Raw genomic sequence first — 21,825 nt, forward strand, 5'->3', positions numbered from 1 at the left:
GCGGGTCCGCCCGGCACTACTTATCCCCGGATTCCCCATGTCCATCCACACCCCGCCCGCCGGTGCGGTCTTCCGCGGCCGCATGCTGCCCTGGCTGCTGCTTGCCCCGCAGCTGGCCATCCTTGCCCTGTTCTTCTTCCGCCCGGCGGCGGAAGGGCTGCGGCAGGCCTTCCATCTGGCCGATCCCTTCACCGGCCGCGGCATCTATGTCGGGCTCGACAATTTCCGGGCGCTGTTCGCCGAACCGGAATACCTGGACAGCATCCGGGCAAGCCTGATCTTCGCCGGTCTGGTGGCCGGCATCGCCATGGCGCTGGCCTTCGTGCTGGCCGCTGCCGCCGACCGGCTGCTGGGGGAACGTCCGGCCCTGCGCTCGGCGATCATCTGGCCCTACGCGGTCGCCCCGGCGGTCGCGGGCGTGCTCTGGCTGTTCCTGCTGCACCCGTCTTTCGGCGTGATCGCGCGGCTGCTCCACGAGGCGGGGCTGGCCTGGAACCCGCTGCTGGACGGCACCGACGCCATGGCACTGATCGTGGCGGCGGCCGTGTGGAAGCAGGTCTCCTACAATTTCATCTTCTTCTTCGCCGCCATCCGCTCGGTGCCGAAATCGCTGATCGAGGCCGCCGCCATCGACGGGGCCGGCCCCCTGCGCCGGCTGCGCGACGTGGTCTGGCCGCTGGTCTCCCCCACCAGCTTTTTCCTGCTGGTGATGAACCTGATCTACGCCTTCTTCGACAGTTTCGGCATCGTCGACGCCATCACCGAAGGCGGCCCCGGCGGGGCCACCCGGCTGATGGTCTACAAGGCCTATCGCGACGGTTTTCAGGCCCAGGATCTGGGCGGGTCGGCGGCACAGTCGATCGTGCTGATGGCGCTGGTCGGCGTGCTGACGGTCATCCAGTTCGGCTGGATCGAGCGCAAGGTGTCCTATGCCCGCAGCTGATCCGAAAGCCGCATCCGCGGGCGGCATGGTCCGCCGCGACCCGGTCTTCCGGGCGGTCGCCGCCGGCGTCTTCCTGGCCGGCGCCCTGGTCATGCTGCTGCCGGTCTGGTATGCCCTGGCCATCACTTCGATGCCCGAAGACGGTCGCCTGTCGATCGGCAGCCTGCCGGGGCCCATGCTCATCGACACGCTCGCCGATGTGATCCTGGATCCGGTGATCCAGCGGCAGCTGTTCAACAGCCTGGTCATGGCGGCAGCGATCACCGCGGGCAAGATCGCGATTTCTCTGACGGCCGGCTTTGCGGTGGTCTATTTCCGCTTCCGCGGCCGGGCGCTGGCCTTCTGGGCGATTTTCCTGTCGCTGATGCTGCCGGTCGAAGTCCGGATCGTGCCGACCTATGCGGTCGCGGCCGATCCGCTGGCGCCCCTGATCGGAGGCTTGCGCCTGCTCGGCATCGAGATCGGGCTCTCGCCCTCGCTGCTCGACACCCATGCAGGCCTGGTGCTGCCGCTGATCGCCTCGGCCACCGCCACCTTCCTTTATCGCCAGGTCTTCCTGGCCGTACCGGCGGATCTGGTAGAGGCCGCCCGGATCGACGGCGCCGGCCCGCTGCGGTTCCTGCGCGACGTGGCCCTGCCTCTGGCGGCGCCGGCGACGGCGGCGCTGGCGGTCATCCTGTTCGTCTATGGCTGGAACCAGTATCTCTGGCCGCTGCTGATCACCACCGACGAACGGATGGCGACCGTGGTGATGGGGGTGGCGCGCACCCTGCCCACCGATAATGCCGAAACCCGCTGGGGGCTGACCATGGGGCGGGCGCTGGTCGCGATGGCGCCGCCGGTGATCCTGGTGCTGGTTCTGCAGCGCCGGCTTGTGGCCGGGCTGACCGATGTCGGCAAGTAGCGCCCCCGGCGCTTATCCCCTTGGCCGGCAAGGGTCCGAGCGGCTATAGATGTCGCCGAGGCGCCGCCGCCGGGCGGCGCGGGACCAAGCCGGAAGGAAGCCGACCCCATGTCTCCGTTCGATGCGTCTCCGTTCGACGCCGACCGTGCGGTCGATCGACGCCGCCTGAAGCGGGGTCTGACCTTCTGGCGCATCGCCGCCATCGTGCTGGCCGCCATTCTGGGCGGCATCATCTTCCGGGCCACGGATATCGACGGCAGCGGCGCGTTCAAGGGCGACCGCATCGCCGAACTCACCATCGACGGCTTCATCGCCCCGGATGACGAGCTGTACGACCGGCTGGACGAGGCCCGGGAGGATCCTGCGGTCAAGGCGCTGATCCTGCGCATCGACAGCGGCGGCGGCAGTTCGATCGGCGGCGAGCTGAATTACGAAAAACTCCGCGAGGTCGCCGCCGAAAAGCCGGTGGTGGCGGTGATGGAAGGCATTGCCGCCTCGGCCGCCTATATGACCGCCCTCGGTGCCGACCGGATCTATGCCCATGGCGAGACGCTGACCGGATCGATCGGTGTCTATCTTCAGGCGGTCGAGGCGACCGAACTGCTGCGCTCGATCGGCATCGAGGCCGATCTGATCAAAAGCTCGGTGATCAAGGGCCAGCCCAATCCGCTGGAAGCGCTGAGCGACGAAGCCCGTGCCGCCCTCGCCGACGTGGTCGCCGACAGCTACGGCTATTTCCGCGGCCTTGTGGCCGATCGTCGCAGCCTTGCGGGCGAAAAGCTCGATGCGGTGGCCGATGGCCGGGTCTTCACCGGCCGCCAGGCGCTTGCGGCGGGGCTGATCGACGGTCTGGGCGGCAAAAAGGCCGCGCTTGCCTGGCTTGAAGGCGAAAAGGGGCTGGACGCGGACCTCCCGATCGAGGATATCACCCCCCGTCCGGAAGACGGGCGTGGGCTGCTGGGTGCCGCGGCGGATGCCGCGGTCGAAGCCCTGCTCAAAAATACCGAACTGTCAGAACGGCTTAGAGTTGACGGACTGGTATCGGTTTGGCAACCTCGCCCCTGACTTGAACATGACGGATGCATGACCGCCGGCGGGCCCTGAATACGGCCCGCGAGGACGGTGGCGCAGTGCCGCCATTTCCGGCCGCCGATCCTGCGGCCCGCCCCAGGCGCGGCCCGCTTCACATGCCTTCACCAGGGACCATTTACCACCATGACCAAGTCGGAGCTGATTGCCCGCCTCGCTGCGAGCCATCCCCATCTCTATCAGCGCGACGTCGAGCAGATCGTGAGCACCGTCTTCGACGAGATCTCCGAAGCGCTGGCGCGAGGCGACCGGGTCGAGCTGCGCGGTTTCGGGGCGTTCTCGGTGAAGCACCGCCGCTCGCGCACCGGCCGCAACCCGCGCACCGGCGATACGGTCAATGTGCCGTCGAAGTTCGTGCCCTTCTTCAAGACCGGCAAGGAACTGCGCGACCGCCTGAACGGCGAGTGACCCCGCGGCCGGTCCACGCAGAGACGACGACGCGCGCCACAGGCGCGCGTTTTCGGTTATGATCGGTCCGGTGCGGACCTGGCCCCCGGTCTCCGTCCGCCGGTTTTTGCCCGTTCGCTCATCCGGAGGATGTAAGGCCCCATGCTGCGCGCCCTGAAACTCGCCCTGCTCGCCCTGATCGCGATCATCGTTGCCGCCTTCGCGATCGGCAATCGGGATGGCGTGGTGCTGTCGCTGTGGCCCTTCGGTCTGGAACTGGCCCTGCCGCTGTTCCTGGCGCTGGAGGCGACCCTGCTGATCGGCCTGGTGCTGGGCGGGCTGGTGGCCTGGCTCCGCGCCGGCCGCCACCGGACCCGCGCCCGCCGCCTGGCCCGCCGGGTGGAAGAGCTGGAGGGAGAGCTGCACCGCCTGCGTTCTGGCGCTGCCCGTCCGGCCGCTCCGACGGCACCGGCCGGGCCCGCCCTCAACACGGCAGAGGCCGCTCCGCGGCTTGCCAGCAGCCGCGACGCCGCCTGATCCGCACCCGATGCATGGCCGACATCCGGCCTGCATCGACCGGCCCGTATCGACACGGGCACCCTTGCCCCGCCCCTGCACCGGCCCCATGTGACGCTGCGACCCGCAGCCGTTGCGCCCGGAATGCCCGTGCGCCCGGAATGGTATAGGAAGCGGGCTTCGGCCTCTGGTATAAGCCCGGAGGTTCGCGACATACCGGAAGACCATGAGCAAGATCACGCCTCCCCGTTTCGACAATCCGCTCTTCGTCGCCATCGACACGACCGATGCCGGCCGCGCCGCGGCGCTGGCCCGTGCGGTCGCCTCGTCCGCCGGCGGCATCAAGCTCGGGCTCGAATTCTTCATGGCCAACGGGGCCGGGGGCGTGCACGCGGTGCGGGCGGCTGCCCCCGATCTGCCGCTGTTCCTGGACCTGAAGTTCCACGACATTCCGAATACGGTCGCAGGTGCCGTGCGCGCCGTGGCGCCGCTGGCCCCGGCCCTGCTCACCATCCATGCCTCGGGCGGACCGGCCATGATCCGCGCCGCGCGCGAGGCGGCGGCGGAAGCCGCCGACCGGCTGGGCATCGCCACGCCGCCGGCCGTGGTGGCCGTCACCGTGCTCACCAGCCTGGACGACACCGACCTCATGTCGGTCGGCCAGCGCGGTCCTTCCGGCGATCAGGTGCTGCGGCTGACCGATACGGCGCTGGCGCATGGGGCGGCGGGCGTGGTCTGTGCGCCCACGGAACTCGTCCGGCTGCGTGGGCGTTTCGGCGCTCAGCCGCTGATGGTGGTGCCCGGCATCCGGCCGGCCGATGCCGCCCGCGGCGACCAGAAGCGGGTGATGACCCCGGCCGAGGCCCGCAGTGCCGGTGCCGACGTGCTGGTGGTCGGACGCCCGATCACCGGTGCCGACGATCCGGCGGACGCCGCCGCCCGGATCGCCCACGAGATTGCGGCGGCCGAACTGACGGGAGCTGCCTGACCGATGACCGCGCCGGCCGGCCCTTCATCCACCTCGTCCCCCGCGATCAAGATCTGCGGCCTCAACCGGCCCGACATGATCCGGACGGCGATCGAGGCCGGCGCCACTCATCTGGGTTTCGTGCATTTCGCGCCCTCGCCGCGCCATGTCGATCATGCCGATCTGGCGCGGCTGGCGGCGGGCCTGCCCGCAGGCGGCCCGGCCAAGGTGCTGCTGACGGTCGATGCCGACTGGCCGGTGCTGGATGCCGCGGTCGATGCGCTGGCCCCCGACCTGCTGCAGCTGCACGGCCACGAGACGCCCGAGCGGATCGATGCGGTGCGCAGCCGCTATCGCCTGCCGGTGATCAAGGCGGCCGGCATCGCCGATGCCGCCGATGTCGCGGCGCTGAAGCCTTTGGCCGCCGCCGCCGACCTGCTGCTGCTGGATGCCCGCCCGCCGCGCGATGCCACCCGCCCCGGCGGGCTCGGCCAGGCCTTCGACTGGCGCCTGCTTTCAGGTGCGGAGTTCGCGGCAGCCGTCGGCCACACCCCCTGGTGGCTGGCCGGCGGTCTGACCCCGGCGACGGTGACGGACGCGATCACCCGGACCCGTCCCCAGGGTGTCGACGTCTCATCGGGCGTGGAAAGCGCCCCCGGGGTCAAGGATCCCGCAGCGATCCGGGCCTTCGTTTCCGCGGCGCGCGCCGCCTTCGACCTCAAGACCTGACAGTCAGGAACAGCCGGTTCATGTCGCATACACCCAACACCTACCGCTCCGGGCCGGACGAGCACGGCCGTTTCGGACTGTTCGGCGGCCGTTTCGTCGCCGAGACCCTGATGCCGCTGATCCTGGAGCTTGAGCGGGCCTACGAGGCGGCGCGGCAGGATCCCGGATTTGCCGCCGAGATGGCCCTGTTTCAGCGCGACTATGTCGGCCGGCCGAGCCCGCTCTATCTGGCCGAACGGCTGACTGAGCATCTGGGCGGCGCGAAGATCTACTTCAAGCGCGACGAGCTGAACCATACCGGCGCGCACAAGATCAACAACGTGCTGGGCCAGCTGCTGGTCGCGAAGCGCATGGGCAAGAAGCGGATCATCGCCGAGACCGGTGCCGGTCAGCATGGCGTCGCCACCGCCACCATGTGCGCGCGCCTCGGCATGGACTGCGTCGTCTATATGGGCGAAACCGACATCGTCCGCCAGAAGCCCAACGTCTTCCGCATGCGCCTGCTCGGCGCCGAGGTGCGCGGCGTGTCGTCGGGCACCGCGACCCTCAAGGATGCGATGAACGAAGCCCTGCGGGACTGGGTGTCGAATGTCGACGACACCTTCTACTGCATCGGCACCGCGGCCGGCCCGCACCCCTATCCGATGATGGTCCGCGATTTCCAGTCGATCATCGGCGAGGAGACGAAGGCCCAGGTTCTGGAGCGCGAAGGCCGGCTGCCCGACATGCTGGTCGCCTGCATCGGCGGCGGTTCCAACGCCATCGGCCTGTTCCATCCCTTCCTCGACGACGACGGGGTGCGGATGATCGGCGTCGAGGCGGCGGGCCACGGCATCGAGACCGGCGAGCATGCCGCCTCGCTGGCCGGCGGCCGTCCGGGCGTGCTGCACGGCAACCGCACCTATCTGCTGCAGGATGCCGACGGGCAGATCCTGAACGCCCATTCGATCTCGGCCGGCCTGGACTATCCCGGCATCGGCCCCGAACATTCCTGGCTGCGCGATATCGGCCGGGTGGAATATGCGGCCGTCACCGACCGCGAGGCGCTCGACGCCTTCCAGCTCTGCGCGCGCCTTGAAGGCATTCTGCCGGCGCTGGAACCCGCCCATGCGGTGGCGCAGGTGGTCAAGACCGCCCCCACCCTGCCCCGCGACGCCATTCTGGTGATGAACATGTGCGGCCGCGGCGACAAGGACGTCTTCACCGTCGCCGAAGCCCTGGGAGTGGACCTGTGAGCGCCATGGCTGAGACCATCGACCGTTCCGCCGTGCCGGGCGGCACCGCCCGCATCGATCGCCGTTTCGCGGCGCTGAAGGCCGAAGGCCGGGCCGGGCTGGTCACCTTCGTGACCGCGGGCGACCCCGATCTCGACACCGGCGCCCGGGTGCTGGCCGCGCTGGCCGAAGCGGGTGCCGACGTGATCGAGCTGGGCGTGCCCTTCACCGACCCGATGGCGGACGGTCCGGCGATCCAGCGCGCGGGGCTGCGTGCCCTCGCCGCCGGGGTCACCATGATCAAGGTGCTGGACATGGTCCGCGCCTTCCGGGCGACCGATACCGACACCCCCGTCATCCTGATGGGCTATTACAATCCGATCTACGCCTATGGTGCCGAGCGCTTCGCCGCCGATGCGATCGCCGCCGGCGTCGACGGACTGATCGTGGTCGATCTGCCGGCCGAGGAAGAGGAGGAGCTGGTCCGCTTCACCGATCCCGCGGGTCTTGCCCTGGTCCGCCTGGTCGCCCCCACCACATCGGTTGAGCGTCTGCCCTCGGTGGTCGGCCGGGCGAGCGGCTTCCTCTACTATGTCTCGATCACCGGCATCACCGGCACCGCCTCGGCAGACATCTCCAGGGTGGCGCCGTCGGTCGCCCGGATTCGCGCGGCGAGCGAATTGCCGGTAGCGATCGGTTTCGGTATAAAGACTCCCGAACAGGCAGCCGCCTTCGCGGCGATCGGTGATGCCGTCGTGGTCGGCTCGGCGATCGTGCAGGAGGTCGAACAGGCGGTGGCCGACGGCGCGCCTGAAACCGCGCCGGACCGGGTCCGCGATCTGGTCAGCCGGCTGGCAGGCGGTGTGCAGAGCGCTGCCGCCCGCGCCTGACGGCGACGCCCGTGACCCGCCCCGCCCCAGGCATCCGAACGGAGACCCCAACCGCATGAGCTGGCTGTCGAACTTCGTCCGTCCGAAGATCCAGGCCCTGGTCCGCAAGCCCGACGCGACGCCGGACAATCTCTGGCACAAGTGCCCGTCCTGCGAGCAGATGATCTTCCACCGCGATCTGGTGGAAAATCTGCATGTCTGCACCAATTGCGGACATCACATGCGCCTGCCGGCGAAGCAGCGGCTCGCCATGCTGTTCGACGACGGCGCCTATGACCGGATCGACACCCCCAAGGTGACGGCCGATCCGCTGCGCTTCCGCGACCGCAAGCGCTATACCGACCGTCTGCGCGAGGCCCAGGCCAAGACCGACGAGACCGACGCCATCCAGGTGGGCGAGGGCCGCATCGGCGGCGTGCCGGCCGTGGTTGCGGTGTTCGATTTCGATTTCCTGGGCGGATCGATGGGCATGGGCGTGGGCGAAGGCCTGGTCAAGGCCGCCGCCGTCGCCGTGCAGAAGAAGCGTCCGCTGATCGTCTTCCCGGCCTCGGGCGGTGCCCGCATGCAGGAAGGCGCGCTGTCGCTGATGCAGATGGCCCGCACCACGGTCGCCGTCGACCGGGTGAAGGAAGCCGGCCTGCCCTATGTCGTGGTGTTCACCGACCCGACCACCGGCGGCGTCACCGCCTCCTTCGCCATGATCGGCGACATCCACATCTCCGAACCCGGGGCCCTGATCGGCTTTGCCGGCCAGCGGGTGATCGAGACCACCATCCGCGAGGCCCTGCCCGAGGGCTTCCAGCGCGCCGAGTACCTGATGGAACATGGCATGCTCGACATGGTGGTGCCGCGCAACGCGCTGAAGGAGACGCTGGCCCGGACGCTGAAGCTGCTGCTGAAGCTGCCGCCGGTGGCGGCCCCCAAGCCCGGCACCGCGCTTGCAGAGCCAGTGACCAACACCGTCACCCCGCCGCGCAAACCCGCCGGCAATGCCACGGCCAAGCCCGCCGAGGCGACACCGCGTGCCGAGCCCGCCCTGGGCACGGCTGCGACCGACGAGCCGCGCAAGGCCTGATACTGTGCGCCCGGGCCCCGAAGGCCCGGGTGCCATCCGACGTGAAGGGGCTGCCGGCCCATGGATGACAGCGCCACCATCCTCGACCGGCTGGGCCGGCTGCACGCGACCGAGATCGAACTCGGTTTCGACCGGATCCTGCGTCTGCTCGCCGATCTCGGCAATCCGCAGGACCGGTTGCCGCCGGTCATCCATCTGGCCGGCACCAACGGCAAGGGCTCGGTGGTGGCTTGCCTCGGGGCGATCGCCCGTGCCGCCGGCCTTTGCGCCCATGCCTATACCTCGCCGCATCTGGTCCGCTTCCACGAACGCATCGCCCTTGGCGGCCGGCCGATTGCCGAACCGGTGCTGGCCCGGCTGCTGGCCCGGATCGAAGAGGTCAATGCCGGCCGCCCGATCACCTTCTTCGAAATCACCACCGCGGCCGCCTTCCTGGCCTTCGCCGAAACCCCGGCCGATCTGGTGATCCTGGAAACCGGTCTCGGCGGGCGACTGGACGCCACCAACCTGGTCGCCCGGCCGGCCGCGGTCGGCATCACCCGCATTGCGCTCGACCACATGGAATTCCTGGGCGACACCCCGGCGCTGATCGCGGCGGAAAAGGCGGCGATCATCAAGCAGGGTCGCCCCGCCGCCACCGTCGCCCAGACGCCCGATGCCGCCGCCGTCATCCGTGCCGCCGCCCTGCGCATGCAGGCCCCCTTTACCGAAGGCGGCCGCGACTGGCAGGCCTCGCTCGACGCGGGCCGGCTGGTGATCAGCGGCGGCCCGGCTGCGGGCGCCTGGCCGCTGCCGGCCCTGATCGGCGACCACCAGGCCTGGAATGCCGCTCTCGCCCTCACCCTCGCCCGGCTTGCCGCCGCGGACATACCGGCACTGGCGCCGCTCGGTCGGGCCGACGCCCTGGCCGAGGGGCTGCACACCACCCGTCATCCCGGCCGGCTGCAGCCGGTGACGGCAGAGATCGCCCGGGCGCTGCCGGCGCTCGATCCGGCCGGTCGGCACGAGATCTGGATCGATGGCGGCCACAATCCCGATGCGGTGGAGGCGCTCGTCCGCCACAGTCTCGGCCCCTGGTCGGACCGGCCGCTGCAACTGGTGCTGGGCCTGCTCGCCCGCAAGGATGCCGCAGCCGTGATCGCGGGGCTCGCGCCGCTCGCCGGCCGGGTCCGGCTCACGACCATCGCCATACCCGGTCATCCCTCGCACGACCCGGACATGCTGGCCGGTCTCGCCCGCAGGGCGGGGATCGACGCCGCCCCCGCCGCAGGCTGGCAGGCCGCGATCGCCGCCGCCGATCCCGACATCGCCCACCGCATCCTGATCTTCGGCTCGCTCTATCTGGTCGGCGATGTCCTCGCCGCCGTGGAAACCGCCGATGCCGAGGCTGCCGCCTGACCCGTGCCCGATCTCCGTTCAGGATCTGCATCCATGACCGCCATACCCGCCTTTTCCGTCGCCGATCTCGGTCATGTCGCCATCGCCCATGCCCTGCTGCCGGCAACCCGGCCCGGCGGGCTGCCGGTGGTGTTCGTCCACGGGCTGTCGATGCAGGGGCCCGAATGGCCTGCGGCCTTCCTGGACGAGCTTGGGGCAGACCATCCGATCCTGCTGCTCGACAATCGCGATGCCGGGCTCTCTTCCGCCTTCGGACCGGTGGTGCTGGGAGAGCCGGACGCCCCGCCGCCCCAGGCCTATGACCTGTTCGACATGGCCCGCGACGTCGTGGCCCTGCTCGACCGACTGGGCCTTGATCGGGTACATCTGGTCGGCTATTCGATGGGCGGGCGGATCACCCAGATCATCGCCGCCACCGAGCCGGCCCGCGTGGCCTCGCTCACCTGCCTGTCCTCGACCGGCGGCCGCCGGCAGGTGGAAGCGAAGGCCGATGTCCGCGACGCCCTGGGTGCCGCCCGGGCGGAACGCCTGCTCCATGCCCCCGATATCGAGCTGTTCGTCGCCCAGTCCCGCCTGCTCGACGGCACGGCCCTTCAGGCGTCCGACGACGAGCACCGGCGGCGGATCACGCAGGCCGTCACCCGCAGCTACCGGCCGCTCGGCACCGGCCGCCAGATGGCGGCGATCGAGAGCACGATGGATCGCCGCGAACTGCTGGGCCGCATCACCTGCCCCACCCTGTTCATTCACGGCACCGCCGACCCGGTGGTGGCGCTGGACCGGGCGCGGGAAGGTGTGGAGCGGATCCCGAATGCCCGCCTGCACATCATCGACGGGCTGGGGCATCTGATCACCGAGGCGGCGACGCCGCTGTTCCTCGCCCCGCTCTCAGCCCATATCCGGGCTGCAGAAGCGACCGGTTGATCACGAGAAGCTGTCCTCGGGCAGTTTCAGCTCGGCCGGAGACTGCCCCAGGATCCAGCCCTCCACGGTCGTGACCGGCGCCAGCCGCGGCTCTCCCGTGGGCCTGGCCCCGGCCAGAACCTGCAGCATGCCCATCAGCCCGACCACGGCATCGAACTGGTCCTCGCCGCGGGCACCATTGCCGAAGCCGTCGCCCAGTTCGGCAACCAGCGGCATGTCGATGACGAAATCCAGCCGGCGGGCCGCTTCCATCAGGGTCGCGGCATTGGCGGCACGATCGTTGCGGTTGCGCTTGCTGCCCCGGCCATTGGCGGCCTGACGGCCCAGCCGCACCCCCAGATGGCGATGGAAGGCCGCCGGATAGGCCTCGACCACGGTAACGGCATGGCGGGCGACCAGCTCGCCCAGCCGGCCGTCGAAGGGCCAGAGCCCCAGATCCAGCCCCGCGCGGCGGGCCGGGATCAGCAGATGCCGCCAGACATGGGCGGCCGCACGGCCGACCTGGGCGGGGCCCATGGTCCAGAACAGCGGAGCCGCCGCCCGACGGGCGATGGTCGCATGCTCGCAGATCCGCCGCAGATCGTCGGGCCCGTCCAGCCCCAGCCGGCGGGCAAGCTCGGCCGGGCCGCCCTGCCCCTGCCCCGGGCGGCGCGGAAAGAACGGCCGCTCGGGCGAAATCTCCTCGGGCCGGTCCGCCGGCTCAAGCCCTTCGGGCGCGGCCGCGAACCGGTCGAGCGCGTCGGAGAAGCGTTCGGCCCTGAGCAGCCCGGCATAGGCCGCCGGCAGGCCCAGCACCACGTCCAGCCCCAGCAGCACCCGCCCTCCCCCGCTACGCCCACCCCGGGCGCGCTCGATCAGCCGGGTGATCAGGCTGTCGACCGGCCCCACCGGTTCCGGGACACCCGCGGCATAGCGGCCATCCTCCATCCGCGTCGCCACCGCCATCCAGCGCTTGCGGGCATCGACGCTCCAATCGGCATGAACCACCAGATCGGGCGGCACGGGGCAGGGTGGCCCGCCCGCATCGGTGCCGGCAGCCAGGGCCAGACGATTGGCGGCCGGCGCCGGGGTGAACACCTCCTGTTCCCGCGCCGAGCCGCGCAGCTGCACCCGGCCCAGCGATCGCCAGGCAGCGGTGGCCCTGGCGGCAAAGGTGCCGCTGGCGATGATCCGGTGGCCCAGGGTCTTGCTCAGATCTTCCAGCCGCGCCGCCTCGTTGATCGACCGGTCGATGGCGGTGAACTGCAGCCGTTCGGCGGTGCCGATATTGCCGAACATCACCCGCCCCAGATGCAGGCCGATGCCGAAATCGACCCGCGGCTCGCCCTCGGCCGCGCGTTCGCGGTTCCACAGTTCCAGCCGGCGTTCGGCATCACGCGCCGCGGCCAGGGCCGCATCGCAGGCCGCCTCCACCTCGTCGCCATAGACCGCCAGCGGGAAGATCGCGAGCACGCTGTCGCCCATCAGCGACAGCACCTCGCCCCCCGCCCCCAGCACCGGTTCGGCCGCGCATTCGAAATAGCGGTTCACCAGTTCCATGAACCGGCCGACGCCCAGCCGCTCGGCCATGGCGGTGGAACCGCGCAGATCCGACAGAAAGATCGCCGCCGGGATCAACTCGCCGTCGCCGCGGCGGATCTGGCCCGACAACACCCGCCGGCCGGCATGCTGGCCCAGATAGGTCATCGCCACCGTATCCGAAACCTGGGCCGTGAAGGCCAGCCGGCAGGCCGCCGCCAGATGCACCTGCAAGGCCGAGAGGATCGCCAGATCGCGATCACTGAACCCGTCGGGGGCGTCTGCGGTCCACGAGGCGAGCACGCCGTTGCCGCCAAGCCCGCTGCCGAAGGCGGTGGCGGTGGCGACATAGTCGGTCATGCCCTCGGCGACCAGATCCTCGAACAGCGCGAATTCCCGGCTCGCCTCGGGGCCGGTCAGCCGGCGGCGCATCCAGTGCATGTCGTGGGTCAGCATGTAGTTGAGCGGCGACCGCTGCCAGGCCTCGGACACGCCGACAAGGCCGTGGGCCATCACCATCCGCTCCACCGGCTGGCCCGCCTGCCAGAGAAACGACACCGCCGCGATCAGCGGGTGCAGGGTGCGGAAGGCCAGATAGACCCGCCCCACCGGAACCCCGGCCTCGACCAGGCTGCGATTCATACCGTCGAAAACCCGTTCGAAACTGCCGGCCTGGATCAGTTCGCCCGCCATCCGTCCCGCGACCGTTGCGACCACCGTCGCCGCCTCGGCATCCAGCGGCATGGCCGCGGGCGGCGGCAGCTGCAGGCGGCCCAGCACGTCGTCGCGGCTGCGGGGGGCGACGTCACGGCGACTGCGATCGGGCATCGGCTCCGGTCCTGATGGCGGCGCGCACAAGGCGCAGGAAGGTCTGGGTGCCGACCGCAAGCACGGGGGCCGCATCGGCACCGCCGGTATCGTACAGCAGCCGGACCATGGCCGGCACGTCGTCATGATCGATGGGCCCGTAAAGCGGCGCGTCCAGCCCCTGTCCCAGCCGGGCCGCCAGCCGGCGATGCACGCCCGGGCCATGAACCAGCGGCCCGCGCCGCCCCTGAAGCACCACGCCATGGGCAGGCAGCCCCGCCGCGCCCAGCGCATCGATCAGCCCGTCGACATCCTTGTCGTCGGTAACCGACAGCAGCACCCGCCAGCCAGCCCGTCCCAGCCGGGCAAGGCGTCCGGCATCCAGGCTCGCCGCCTGCACGGCCGCCTCCCAGCCGATCTCGCGCCCGTCTGCGGTTGCGGCCCGCCCCCAGGACGGCACCGAAGCCGCCATCCGGTCCAGCGCCTCGGCGACCACGGCTGCCATGGGGTCGATCCCGTCGGCCACAAGTGCCGCACGGGCCAGCGCCAGATCCTGGCGCAGCCAGCCCGGCCGGTCATCGGCCGCATCGACGGGCGGCGCCCCGACGACCAGGGCATGGGCAAGACGGATCCCCGCCTCGCGGCCGGTCCTGGCGGCGGCGGCGGTCAGAATGGTCCGGCCGCACCGCCCATGGATGTCGAGCTTCTCGGCCGCGACATCGGCGAGTGTCGGCCCCAGCCGGTCCAGATGTTCGGGCAGGATCGCGGTCACCACGCCGATCCGCGCCCGAAGCCGGCCGGCCTCGTCATGGGCGGCGCCCCGGCCGGTTTCGATCACCAGCCGGTCGGCCCCGACCTCCCGCGCATGGGACAGGGCGATGGCCAGAAACTGGCCGAAGGGCGACAAGGCCTCGCCCGCCGGCAGACCGGCGGCCAGGACCCCGAATTGCGGGGCGAGCGCTGCATGGTGGCGCAGGAAATCCTCGGCCCCGATCACCGCGCCATCCAGGCGGATGCGGTCGAGCGCGGTGGTCTCTTCGGGCGAGGTGAACAGCAGGGTCCGGCGGCCGGCGGCCGTCTCCCCCGCCGCGATCAACCGGGCGGTGCTGCCCTTGCCCTTCGATCCCGTCACCAGGATCACCCGGTCCGGATCGGGCATCAGCCCGGCGGCGGCGATCAGCCCCAGCAGCCGGTCCGGCCGGCGCAGATCCCGGTCGAAGCCCGGTCTGGCCGGACGTGCCGCCATGGCACCGGCATAGATCGCATCCAGCGCGCATCCCGTCGCGGCATCGGCGTCGGGTGCCGCAGGACCGTCGGACAAAGCGAGGCCCGCACCGTCCCCGGGGACGATGCGGGCCTCGACAGCGGTTCCGGCAGGGCCGGAAGCGGGGGTCAGCCGACGACCGACTTGATCCACTTCGCCAGATCGCTCTTCTGCATCGCGCCGACCTTGGTCGCCGCGATCTGGCCGCCCTTGAAGACCATCAGGGTCGGGATGCCGCGCACACCGTATTTCGACGGGGTCTGCGGGTTGTGGTCGATGTTCAGCTTGGCGATGGTGACCTTGCCGTCGAATTCCTTCGACAGGTCTTCCAGCGCCGGAGCGATCATCCGGCAGGGGCCGCACCACTCGGCCCAATAGTCGACCAGGACGGGCGTTTCAGACTTCAGCACATCCTGCTCGAACGAGCTGTCGGTGACGGTGGCGATGGCCATGGGAGTTGTCCCCTCAAATCGTGAGCGGCCGCGGAGGCCGGCGGAAGCCGGCATGACGAGGCCGGCGGGCACGCTTGGCTCAATGTAGAAAGCCGCGCGAAGACGGTCAAGCACACCGACCTTTGCGTCGGATGCACGGCGGCAATCCGTGGATCGGGTGCAATTCAACCCGGGCGTTCCAGCGGATCGCCGGGATCCGGATCCGGGGCCCAGCGGTCCAGCAGGCGGTCCGGCAGGTGCATCAACGACGGCCCGTCGGTCCAGACCAGCGCCGTCTCCACCTGCCGGCCGGGATAGATCCGGCGCAGCACCGCACGATAGGCGGCCATCTGGCGCAGGTAGTGCAGGGCCACCCGGTCCGGATCTGATGGCGGCGGCCGGTCGGTCTTGTAGTCCACCACCAGCACGCGGTCGGCCGAAATCAGCAGCCGGTCGACCGCGCCGGAAACCACGCGGGATCCGATCACGGCACCCAGCGGCACCTCGGCGCGCGAGCCCGGCCCGAAGATCGGCGCGAAATCCGGGTGCATCAGCACCGCCTCCACCTCCGCCGCCAGCGGCGCGACCTCGTCGGGTGCCAGGCCATGGGCGGGGGCGGCCAGGAAGCGGCGGGCGGCCTCGGCGCGGGCTTCCGGGTCCAGATCCGGCAGAACCTGCAGCAGGCGATGCACCAGCCGGCCGCGCCGGAAATGGCGCACGCCGGCATCGCCCAGCGGCGATCGGGCGGGCGGCGGGTCGTCATCGGGTCGCGACGGCGCCAGCGGCCGCGACGGCACCGGTTCGGGCGGCAGCCCCCGATCGGGATGCAGGGCCGCCGGCAGGCCGGCCGGCACGACGTCGGGTTCCGCCATCTCGGCGGCTGTGCGTGCAACAGCGCCGTCCTGCGGGCAGGTGAGCCGCCAGCCGGGGCCGGCAATACCGCCCGGCAGCGCCATCTCCGCCGGCGCTGCCATCCCCGCCAGCGCCCCCTGAACCAGGGCATACCAGCTGTCCGCGGGCGCCTCGGGCTTGCCGTGCCAGCCGCAGACATACAGCCGGTCGGCCGCCCGGGTCATGGCGACATAAAGCAACCGGCGGTATTCCTGCCGGTCTTCCACCGCCGTCGTCGCCTGGGCATCGCGCACCGTGTCGGAGACATCCGCCGATCCGGGCGAGATCAGCAGCATCGGCGCCGGGTCCTCCAGCCAGACCGGCCCTGCCGGCGGGCGGGGCAGGCGGATCGTGTCGGGCAGGAACACCACCGGCGCCTGCAGCCCCTTGGCGCCGTGCACCGTCATGATCCGGACCTCGTCGCGGCCCTGCTCGAGGTCGCGCTTGACCTCCACGGCACTGCGCCCCACCCAGGCGAGGAAGCCTTCCAGGCTCGGCGGCTCGGTCTGCTCGAAGGCAAGCGCCAGGTTCAGGAACTCGTCGATCGCATCCTCGGCCTCGGGACCGAGCCGCGCCACCAGCCGCTGTCGCCCGCCCTTTGCCGCCAGCAGATCGGCATAGAAATCATAAGGCCCCATCCGGTCGGCCGCGCGGGCCAGCGTCGACAGGGTCTCGGCCGCGGCGCGAAGCTCGTCATCCCCGCGGGCTCGCTCCCGCAGGGCCCGGATCAGCGGCATCCGTCCCTCAGGCGTGCGGCGATCCACCGCCGCCCGATACAGCGCCGCCTCGTCCAGGCCGATGATCGGCCCCTTGAGCACCGCGGCCAGGGTCAGGTCATCCTCGGGCAGCAGCAGGGCACGCCCCAGCGCCACCAGATCGGCCACGGCGATCTGGTCGATCAGCGCCATGCGGTCGACACCCGCCACCGGCACGCCCGCCATCTTCAGCGCCCGGGCCATCCGGCCGACGAAGGCGTTGCGGCGCTGGACCAGAATCAGCACATCGCCCGCCCGGATCGGCCGGCCCTGCGCCTCCAGCATCTCGCCCTCGTCCAGCCATCGGCGGAGCGTGCCGGCGATGGCATCGGCCACCCGGCCCATCGGGTCGTCCTGGGGTTCGCGCACCACCGGCGCCACCCAGGCATCGTCCGGGTCCAGCTTTTCGGCCACGGCCAGCGGCCAGACTTCCACCACCCCGGCCTGACCGATACGGGCCGCCTCGTGCCTGAGGGTCCGGCCGGGTTCGACCACGCCGTCGGCCGCCGGCTGGCGGGCAAAGACCGCATCCACCGCATCCAGCACCGCGCGGACCGACCGGAAGGACTGGCGGAGTTCGACCGGCCGCCACCCGCGCGCGGCCCCGGTCACCCGGGCCTCGAAAAAGGCCTGCATGCGCTTGAAGCCGGCCGGATCCGCGCGCTGGAAGCGGTAGATCGACTGTTTCGGATCGCCGACGGCAAAGACGGTGCGGGCCAGCGGCAGGCCGTCCGCATCGCTGCCCGCCTGCTCGTGGACCGCACCGTCGCCGGCGAAGAACTCTTCGGTCAGCCGCTCGACGACCTTCCACTGTTCGGGGCTGGTGTCCTGGGCCTCGTCGAGCAGCAGATGCATGATGCCGCCGTCGAGCTTGTAGAGCACCCAGGGCGCGATGCCGGGCGTGTCCAGCAACCGCCCTGCCCCCAGGATCAGATCGTCATAATCCAGCCGCGCCCGGATGCGCTTCTGCCCGTCATACAGTTCCGCCAGCCGGTGCCCCACCCGGAGCAGCGCCACCGAGGCCGCGACCGTCGCAGCCGCGCGGCGCTGATCCTCCAGCTCCACCATCCGGTCCTGTTCGCGGCGGAGCGCCGCAAAGGCCGCCGGCGCCGCTTCCTGGGTCGCCTTCACCATCAGCCGGGCACGCGGTTTGCGCTCGGCGGTCATGGTGGCGCCCAGCCGGTCCTCAAAGCGGGTGACGCGCTCCGCCTCGCCGGCCGCCAGCCAGCCGGCCAGCGCCCGGCCGCGCACCACATCGTCCTTGCCGGACGACGCGACCAGGGCCTCGGCTGCGGCCTTCAGCCCCGCCTCGTCGAAGCCGCCCGGGGCGCAGGCGGCCGCCAGCTCGCTTTCGGGCGTCGCCCGCAGATCGAGGTCATGGGCCGCCGCCACAAGCCGGCAGGCGGCCTCCAGCGATCCCGCTGCGGCCACGATCCGGCCCAGCCGGTGGCGTTCGCCGATCACCGTGGTCATCAGCCCGGCGAAGGCCTCGGCATCGAACAGGGTCGCCAGCCGGTCGACCGCCGCCCCCAGCCCGGCATCGCCCGCTGCCTCGGCGAAGAGCCGCTCGCGGGCGCCGGCGATCAGCTCGGCGGCATCGCGCTCGTCCATCAGTTCGAAATGCGGCGGCAGCCCGGCTTCCAGCGGGAAGCGCCGCAGCAGCGACTGGCAAAGCGAATGAATGGTCTGGATGTTCATGCCGCCCGGTGTGTCGAGCAGCCGCGCGAACAGCCGCCGCGCCGTGGCGAGTTCGGCCACGACAGGTCTCCGCCCCAGCAGCGCGAACAGTTCGTCGGTCAGCAGCCCGGCATCCGCCGTCGCCCAGCGCGCCAGGCGGCCCGACAGGCGGAGCGCCATCTCCGCCGCCGCAGCCTTGGTGAAGGTGATGCACAGGATCCGTTCGGGTGCCGCCCCGGCCAGCATCAGCCGCAGCACCCGGTCGGTCAGCACCTTGGTTTTGCCGGTGCCGGCCGAGGCACCCACCCAGACCGACAGGGCCGGATCGGCCGCGATCGCCTGTTCCCGGCTCATGCCTCGTCCTCCCCGGCCTGCCATTCCTGGACGCGGGCGAGATGGACGTAATCCGAATAGCGCGGGGCCGCCCAGGCACGCGGTCGGGCATGGTAGGGCTGGTCGGGCCGGTCGAAGGCGGTGATCAGCCGCACCAGCCCCGCCGCCGCATCATCGATCAGCGCCCGGGCATCCCCGCCGGGCTTGAGCACGAAGCGCTGCTCCCCGGCCGGCCGCCGGCCCGACAGCCGCCAGAAGGCCAGTTCCGACACGGTCGCACCGGGCACGCCGGCAAACCCGCCGCGATCCAGAATGGCCGCCTCCAGCGGCAGCTGCGGCGCCAGCCCGCGCTGCACCTCCCTGGTCGACGGCGGTGCGCCGGTCTTGTAATCGATGATCGCAAAGGACCCGTCGGGCAGCCGGTCGATCCGGTCGGCGATCGCCGACAGCACGAACCGCCCGCCCGGCGCCTGGAAGACCAGCTCGCCGCGGATCTCGGTCAGGGTGGCGGAAATATGGGCGCGACGGGCGCGTTCGATGCCGGCGAACCAGGCAGCGATGCGCTCGAAGCGCGGCCACCAGAAGGCCAGCACCGCAGGCGGCAGGCGCAGCTCGTCCGTGACCCGCCGCCCCAGCGTCAACAGACGCTCAACCGCATCCTCGGGCAGGGGGGCCGGGGCCGGCGCCTGTTCGCGCAGGAACCGGTCCAGCACCGCGTGGATGAACCGGCCGCGCTCGGCCGCACCCGGGTCGGCATCCACCGGATCCAGCGCCTCCAGCCCCAGCACATGGCGGGCATAGACCGCGTAAGGGTCGCGCATCAGGGTCTCGATCTGGGTGACCGACAGCCGGCGCGGCCGCCGGTCGACCGGCGGCACCGGCGCCGGGGGGCCGGGGCGGGGGCCCGGCGCCACCATGTCCAGCGCCCGCGCCCAGCCGATCAGCGGTATGGCCGCCCGCGCCGCCGCCTCGGCCCGGGCCAGACCGGCACCGGCAATCACCGCATCCAGCCTGAGCAGCCAGCGCGAGGGCACGGTCGGCGTGCCGTCGACCTTGGCCGAGCGGGTCACCATCACATTGGGGCTCGACAGCAGGGCCCAGGCGTCATGCGCCGACAGGCCGATCCGCCGTTCGGCCGGCGGGAAGCCCGCCTGCCGGCGCATGGCCGGGCTGAGCCACGGGTCGGGCCCCGGATCACGCGGCCAGTCGCCCTCGTTCATCGCCCCCAGAATGACCAGATCGGCCGCCAGCAGCCGCGCTTCCAGCGGGCCCAGCACCTGTAGCCGGGGATGGCTGCGCCAGCGCGGCCTGAGCGTGCGTTCGGCCAGCAGGGCCGACAGCAGGGCGGGATAGCGCGCGGTCGGCACATCGCCCAGAACCCCCGCCTCGTCGCGCAGCTCCGCCAGCGCCTGCATCAGCGCCTCGCCGGCCTCGCCGCGCCACAGCCGTTCGGCACCGGTTTCGGGCAGGGCGGCGGTGCCGCCCGCGGCCATCGCCTCGGCAAGATCGGCGGCCGCCACCTCTGCCAGCGCCTCGGCCGCGGCGACATGGGCGTCGAGCAGGGCATCGAACGGCGCCTCACCGGCCGTCATCGCCGCGGCGAAATCGCCGAGACAGGCCTCCAGCCGGTCGATCCAGGGCCCGAGTTCCGCGGCAGCACGGCGGATGCGTCCGGCCTCGCGCGCCTCCCCGTCCGCCAGCGCGCCGTCGAGCGCCGCGCGCAGCCCGGCGATGTCGGCCGCAGGCCGCGGCCCGCGCAGCAGGCTGCGTTCCAGCAGCCGCCCACCCGCCCGGAACCGCCCCGGCGCCAGGCCGCCGCCGGCCAGCGGATGCTTCACCAGGGCCAGCAGCGGCACCGGCGCCATGCGCTCGGCGGCCGCACGCGCGATCAGGTCCAGAAACACCGCCGGTCCCGACGACATCAGCGGCCGGCCGGCACTGTCGTCGATATCCAGCCCCCAGCGGCGGAGTTCCCCGGTCACCCGGCGGGCGAGGCGGCGGTCGGGGGTAACGAGCATCGCCGTCCGCCCCGGCACCTCCAGCGTCTCGCGCAGGGCGAGTGCGATGGCCGTCGCCTCGGTGCGGGGATCCGGTGCCTCCAGCCGGGTCAACCCCTCCAGCGCCGCCGCCCGGACATGGGAGAGGTCGGCCCAGCGGTCTGTGGTCTCCGCCGGGCGGAAGGCCTCGGCCAGCAGCACCCGCCGGTCGCGGCCGGCCCGCATTGCCGCCGCCGGCACACCGGGCCAGACCGGTATGGCCGCGGGCCTCAGGCCCAGCTCGTCGAGCAGGCGGGTCAGGCCATGCTGGGGATGGGTCGGATCCTGGCGGATCGCGGCACGGGTATCCTCGTCCGGGGTTTCGTCCAGCGCCGGCAGCACCACCGCGCCGTTGGGCAGGCGGGCGATCACCCGGATCAGCGCCCGCGTCGCCGCCTGGCTGCCGGTCGATCCGGCGACGATGACGGGGTCGGCGGGCGGCATGGCCTCCAGCCGCGCCGCCTCGGCCCGGATCAACCGGTTGCGGCGGTCGATGGCGTCGATCGCGCCCGATTCGGCCAGGATCTCGGGCCAGAAGCGGCGGACGATGTCGACGAAGGCCAGCACCTCCTGCCAGTGCTTCGCATAGGCTTCGGGCACCAGCCGGTCCAGGCAGGCCAGATCCACATCCTCGACCAGCGCCTCGTCGAGCAGGCGCGCCAATGCATCGGCCAGCCGCGCGGCTTCATCCAGCGTCAGGGCCTGACCGTGGTCGCGGGCGCTCCAGCGCTCGATCAGCCGCGCCAGCCGCAGCCGGCGGGCCAGCGGCGACATGGCCGGCGGCAGGTCCAGGATATCGGCGGCGCTGCCGGGATCGCCCGCCTCGGCCAGCATCAGCTCTTCGGCCTCGACATCGCCGAGCGGCTTCAGCCGCGGCAGCAAGGCCGCCTCGCCGTCGGCCGCGATCAGAAAGGCCCGGGCCAGTTCGTCGATCGCGCGCCGGGTCGGCAGCAGCACGGTCATCCGCCCCAGCCGGTCCGGATCACCATCGGCCGCGGCGATCAGCCCCCGGGCCAGCGCATCCAGAAAGCCGGTCCCGGCCGGGATGCGCCAGACCCCTTGCGGCCAGCGGGCCAT

The 21,825-nt window shown here is 71.6% G+C and carries 17 protein-coding genes; 12 read left to right on the plus strand and 5 right to left on the minus strand.

All coding sequences use genetic code 11. From position 1 onward, the window contains the following. The first annotated feature begins 37 nt into the window (after positions 1–37). The 12 genes from ugpA (at position 38) to WI697_RS00705 (ending at position 11,036) form a co-directional block, all read left to right on the plus strand. On the plus strand, positions 38–943 hold the full coding sequence (gene ugpA / locus WI697_RS00650; RefSeq protein ID WP_345957055.1) for a sn-glycerol-3-phosphate ABC transporter permease UgpA: 906 nt from the start codon (positions 38–40) through the stop codon (positions 941–943). Positions 944–968: 25 nt separating this feature from the next. Next, positions 969–1,847, plus strand: coding sequence for an ABC transporter permease subunit (locus tag WI697_RS00655; RefSeq protein WP_345957056.1), 879 nt, complete (start codon positions 969–971; stop codon positions 1,845–1,847). Positions 1,848–1,955: 108 nt separating this feature from the next. Continuing rightward, complete coding sequence (sppA, locus tag WI697_RS00660) at positions 1,956–2,912, plus strand: signal peptide peptidase SppA (RefSeq protein WP_062770551.1); 957 nt, start codon at positions 1,956–1,958, stop codon at positions 2,910–2,912. Between the two features lie 150 nt (positions 2,913–3,062). Next, positions 3,063–3,344 (plus strand): integration host factor subunit beta, encoded by a 282-nt coding sequence (ihfB, locus tag WI697_RS00665; RefSeq protein WP_014746745.1) that lies wholly within the window; start codon positions 3,063–3,065, stop codon positions 3,342–3,344. A gap of 141 nt (positions 3,345–3,485) precedes the next feature. Next, positions 3,486–3,860, plus strand: a complete 375-nt coding sequence (locus WI697_RS00670; protein ID WP_345957057.1) for a lipopolysaccharide assembly protein LapA domain-containing protein — start codon at positions 3,486–3,488, stop codon at positions 3,858–3,860. A gap of 205 nt (positions 3,861–4,065) precedes the next feature. Continuing rightward, entirely contained in the window at positions 4,066–4,827 is a 762-nt protein-coding gene (pyrF, locus tag WI697_RS00675) for an orotidine-5'-phosphate decarboxylase (RefSeq protein ID WP_062770548.1), read from the plus strand. A gap of 3 nt (positions 4,828–4,830) precedes the next feature. Continuing rightward, positions 4,831–5,535 carry a phosphoribosylanthranilate isomerase gene (locus WI697_RS00680; RefSeq protein WP_345957058.1) on the plus strand — a complete coding sequence of 235 codons (705 nt, stop codon included), beginning with the start codon at positions 4,831–4,833 and terminating at the stop codon, positions 5,533–5,535. 20 nt (positions 5,536–5,555) lie between these two features. Beyond that, positions 5,556–6,770 carry a tryptophan synthase subunit beta gene (gene trpB / locus WI697_RS00685; protein WP_062770542.1) on the plus strand — a complete coding sequence of 405 codons (1,215 nt, stop codon included), beginning with the start codon at positions 5,556–5,558 and terminating at the stop codon, positions 6,768–6,770. 5 nt (positions 6,771–6,775) lie between these two features. After that, on the plus strand, positions 6,776–7,639 hold the full coding sequence (trpA, locus tag WI697_RS00690; protein ID WP_062770539.1) for a tryptophan synthase subunit alpha: 864 nt from the start codon (positions 6,776–6,778) through the stop codon (positions 7,637–7,639). A 55-nt stretch (positions 7,640–7,694) separates the two neighbouring features. Continuing rightward, entirely contained in the window at positions 7,695–8,714 is a 1,020-nt protein-coding gene (gene accD / locus WI697_RS00695) for an acetyl-CoA carboxylase, carboxyltransferase subunit beta (protein ID WP_345957059.1), read from the plus strand. Between the two features lie 60 nt (positions 8,715–8,774). Then, positions 8,775–10,112 (plus strand): bifunctional folylpolyglutamate synthase/dihydrofolate synthase, encoded by a 1,338-nt coding sequence (locus WI697_RS00700; protein WP_345957060.1) that lies wholly within the window; start codon positions 8,775–8,777, stop codon positions 10,110–10,112. 33 nt (positions 10,113–10,145) lie between these two features. Beyond that, positions 10,146–11,036, plus strand: a complete 891-nt coding sequence (locus WI697_RS00705) for an alpha/beta fold hydrolase (protein WP_345957061.1) — start codon at positions 10,146–10,148, stop codon at positions 11,034–11,036. Here the strand turns inward: WI697_RS00705 and WI697_RS00710 are convergent, their stop codons facing one another. From WI697_RS00710 to addB, 5 genes are all read right to left on the minus strand, one after another. Then, a complete protein-coding gene (locus WI697_RS00710) occupies positions 11,037–13,382 on the minus strand; it encodes an adenylate/guanylate cyclase domain-containing protein (RefSeq protein ID WP_345957062.1) in 2,346 nt (781 codons plus the stop codon). Continuing rightward, positions 13,360–14,682 (minus strand): folylpolyglutamate synthase/dihydrofolate synthase family protein, encoded by a 1,323-nt coding sequence (locus WI697_RS00715; RefSeq protein WP_345957063.1) that lies wholly within the window; start codon positions 14,680–14,682, stop codon positions 13,360–13,362. Before WI697_RS00715 ends, WI697_RS00710 begins: the two co-directional genes overlap by 23 nt. A gap of 71 nt (positions 14,683–14,753) precedes the next feature. Further along, positions 14,754–15,077, minus strand: coding sequence for a thioredoxin TrxA (gene trxA, locus WI697_RS00720; RefSeq protein ID WP_014746756.1), 324 nt, complete (start codon positions 15,075–15,077; stop codon positions 14,754–14,756). Positions 15,078–15,241: 164 nt separating this feature from the next. Further along, positions 15,242–18,733, minus strand: coding sequence for a double-strand break repair helicase AddA (addA, locus tag WI697_RS00725; protein WP_345957064.1), 3,492 nt, complete (start codon positions 18,731–18,733; stop codon positions 15,242–15,244). Next, complete coding sequence (addB, locus tag WI697_RS00730) at positions 18,730–21,825, minus strand: double-strand break repair protein AddB (protein ID WP_345957065.1); 3,096 nt, start codon at positions 21,823–21,825, stop codon at positions 18,730–18,732. The genes addA and addB overlap by 4 nt, the downstream gene beginning before the upstream one ends.

Origin of the sequence: Tistrella mobilis, from assembly GCF_039634785.1 — a bacterium.
In the GTDB taxonomy this organism is placed as follows: domain Bacteria; phylum Pseudomonadota; class Alphaproteobacteria; order Tistrellales; family Tistrellaceae; genus Tistrella; species Tistrella mobilis.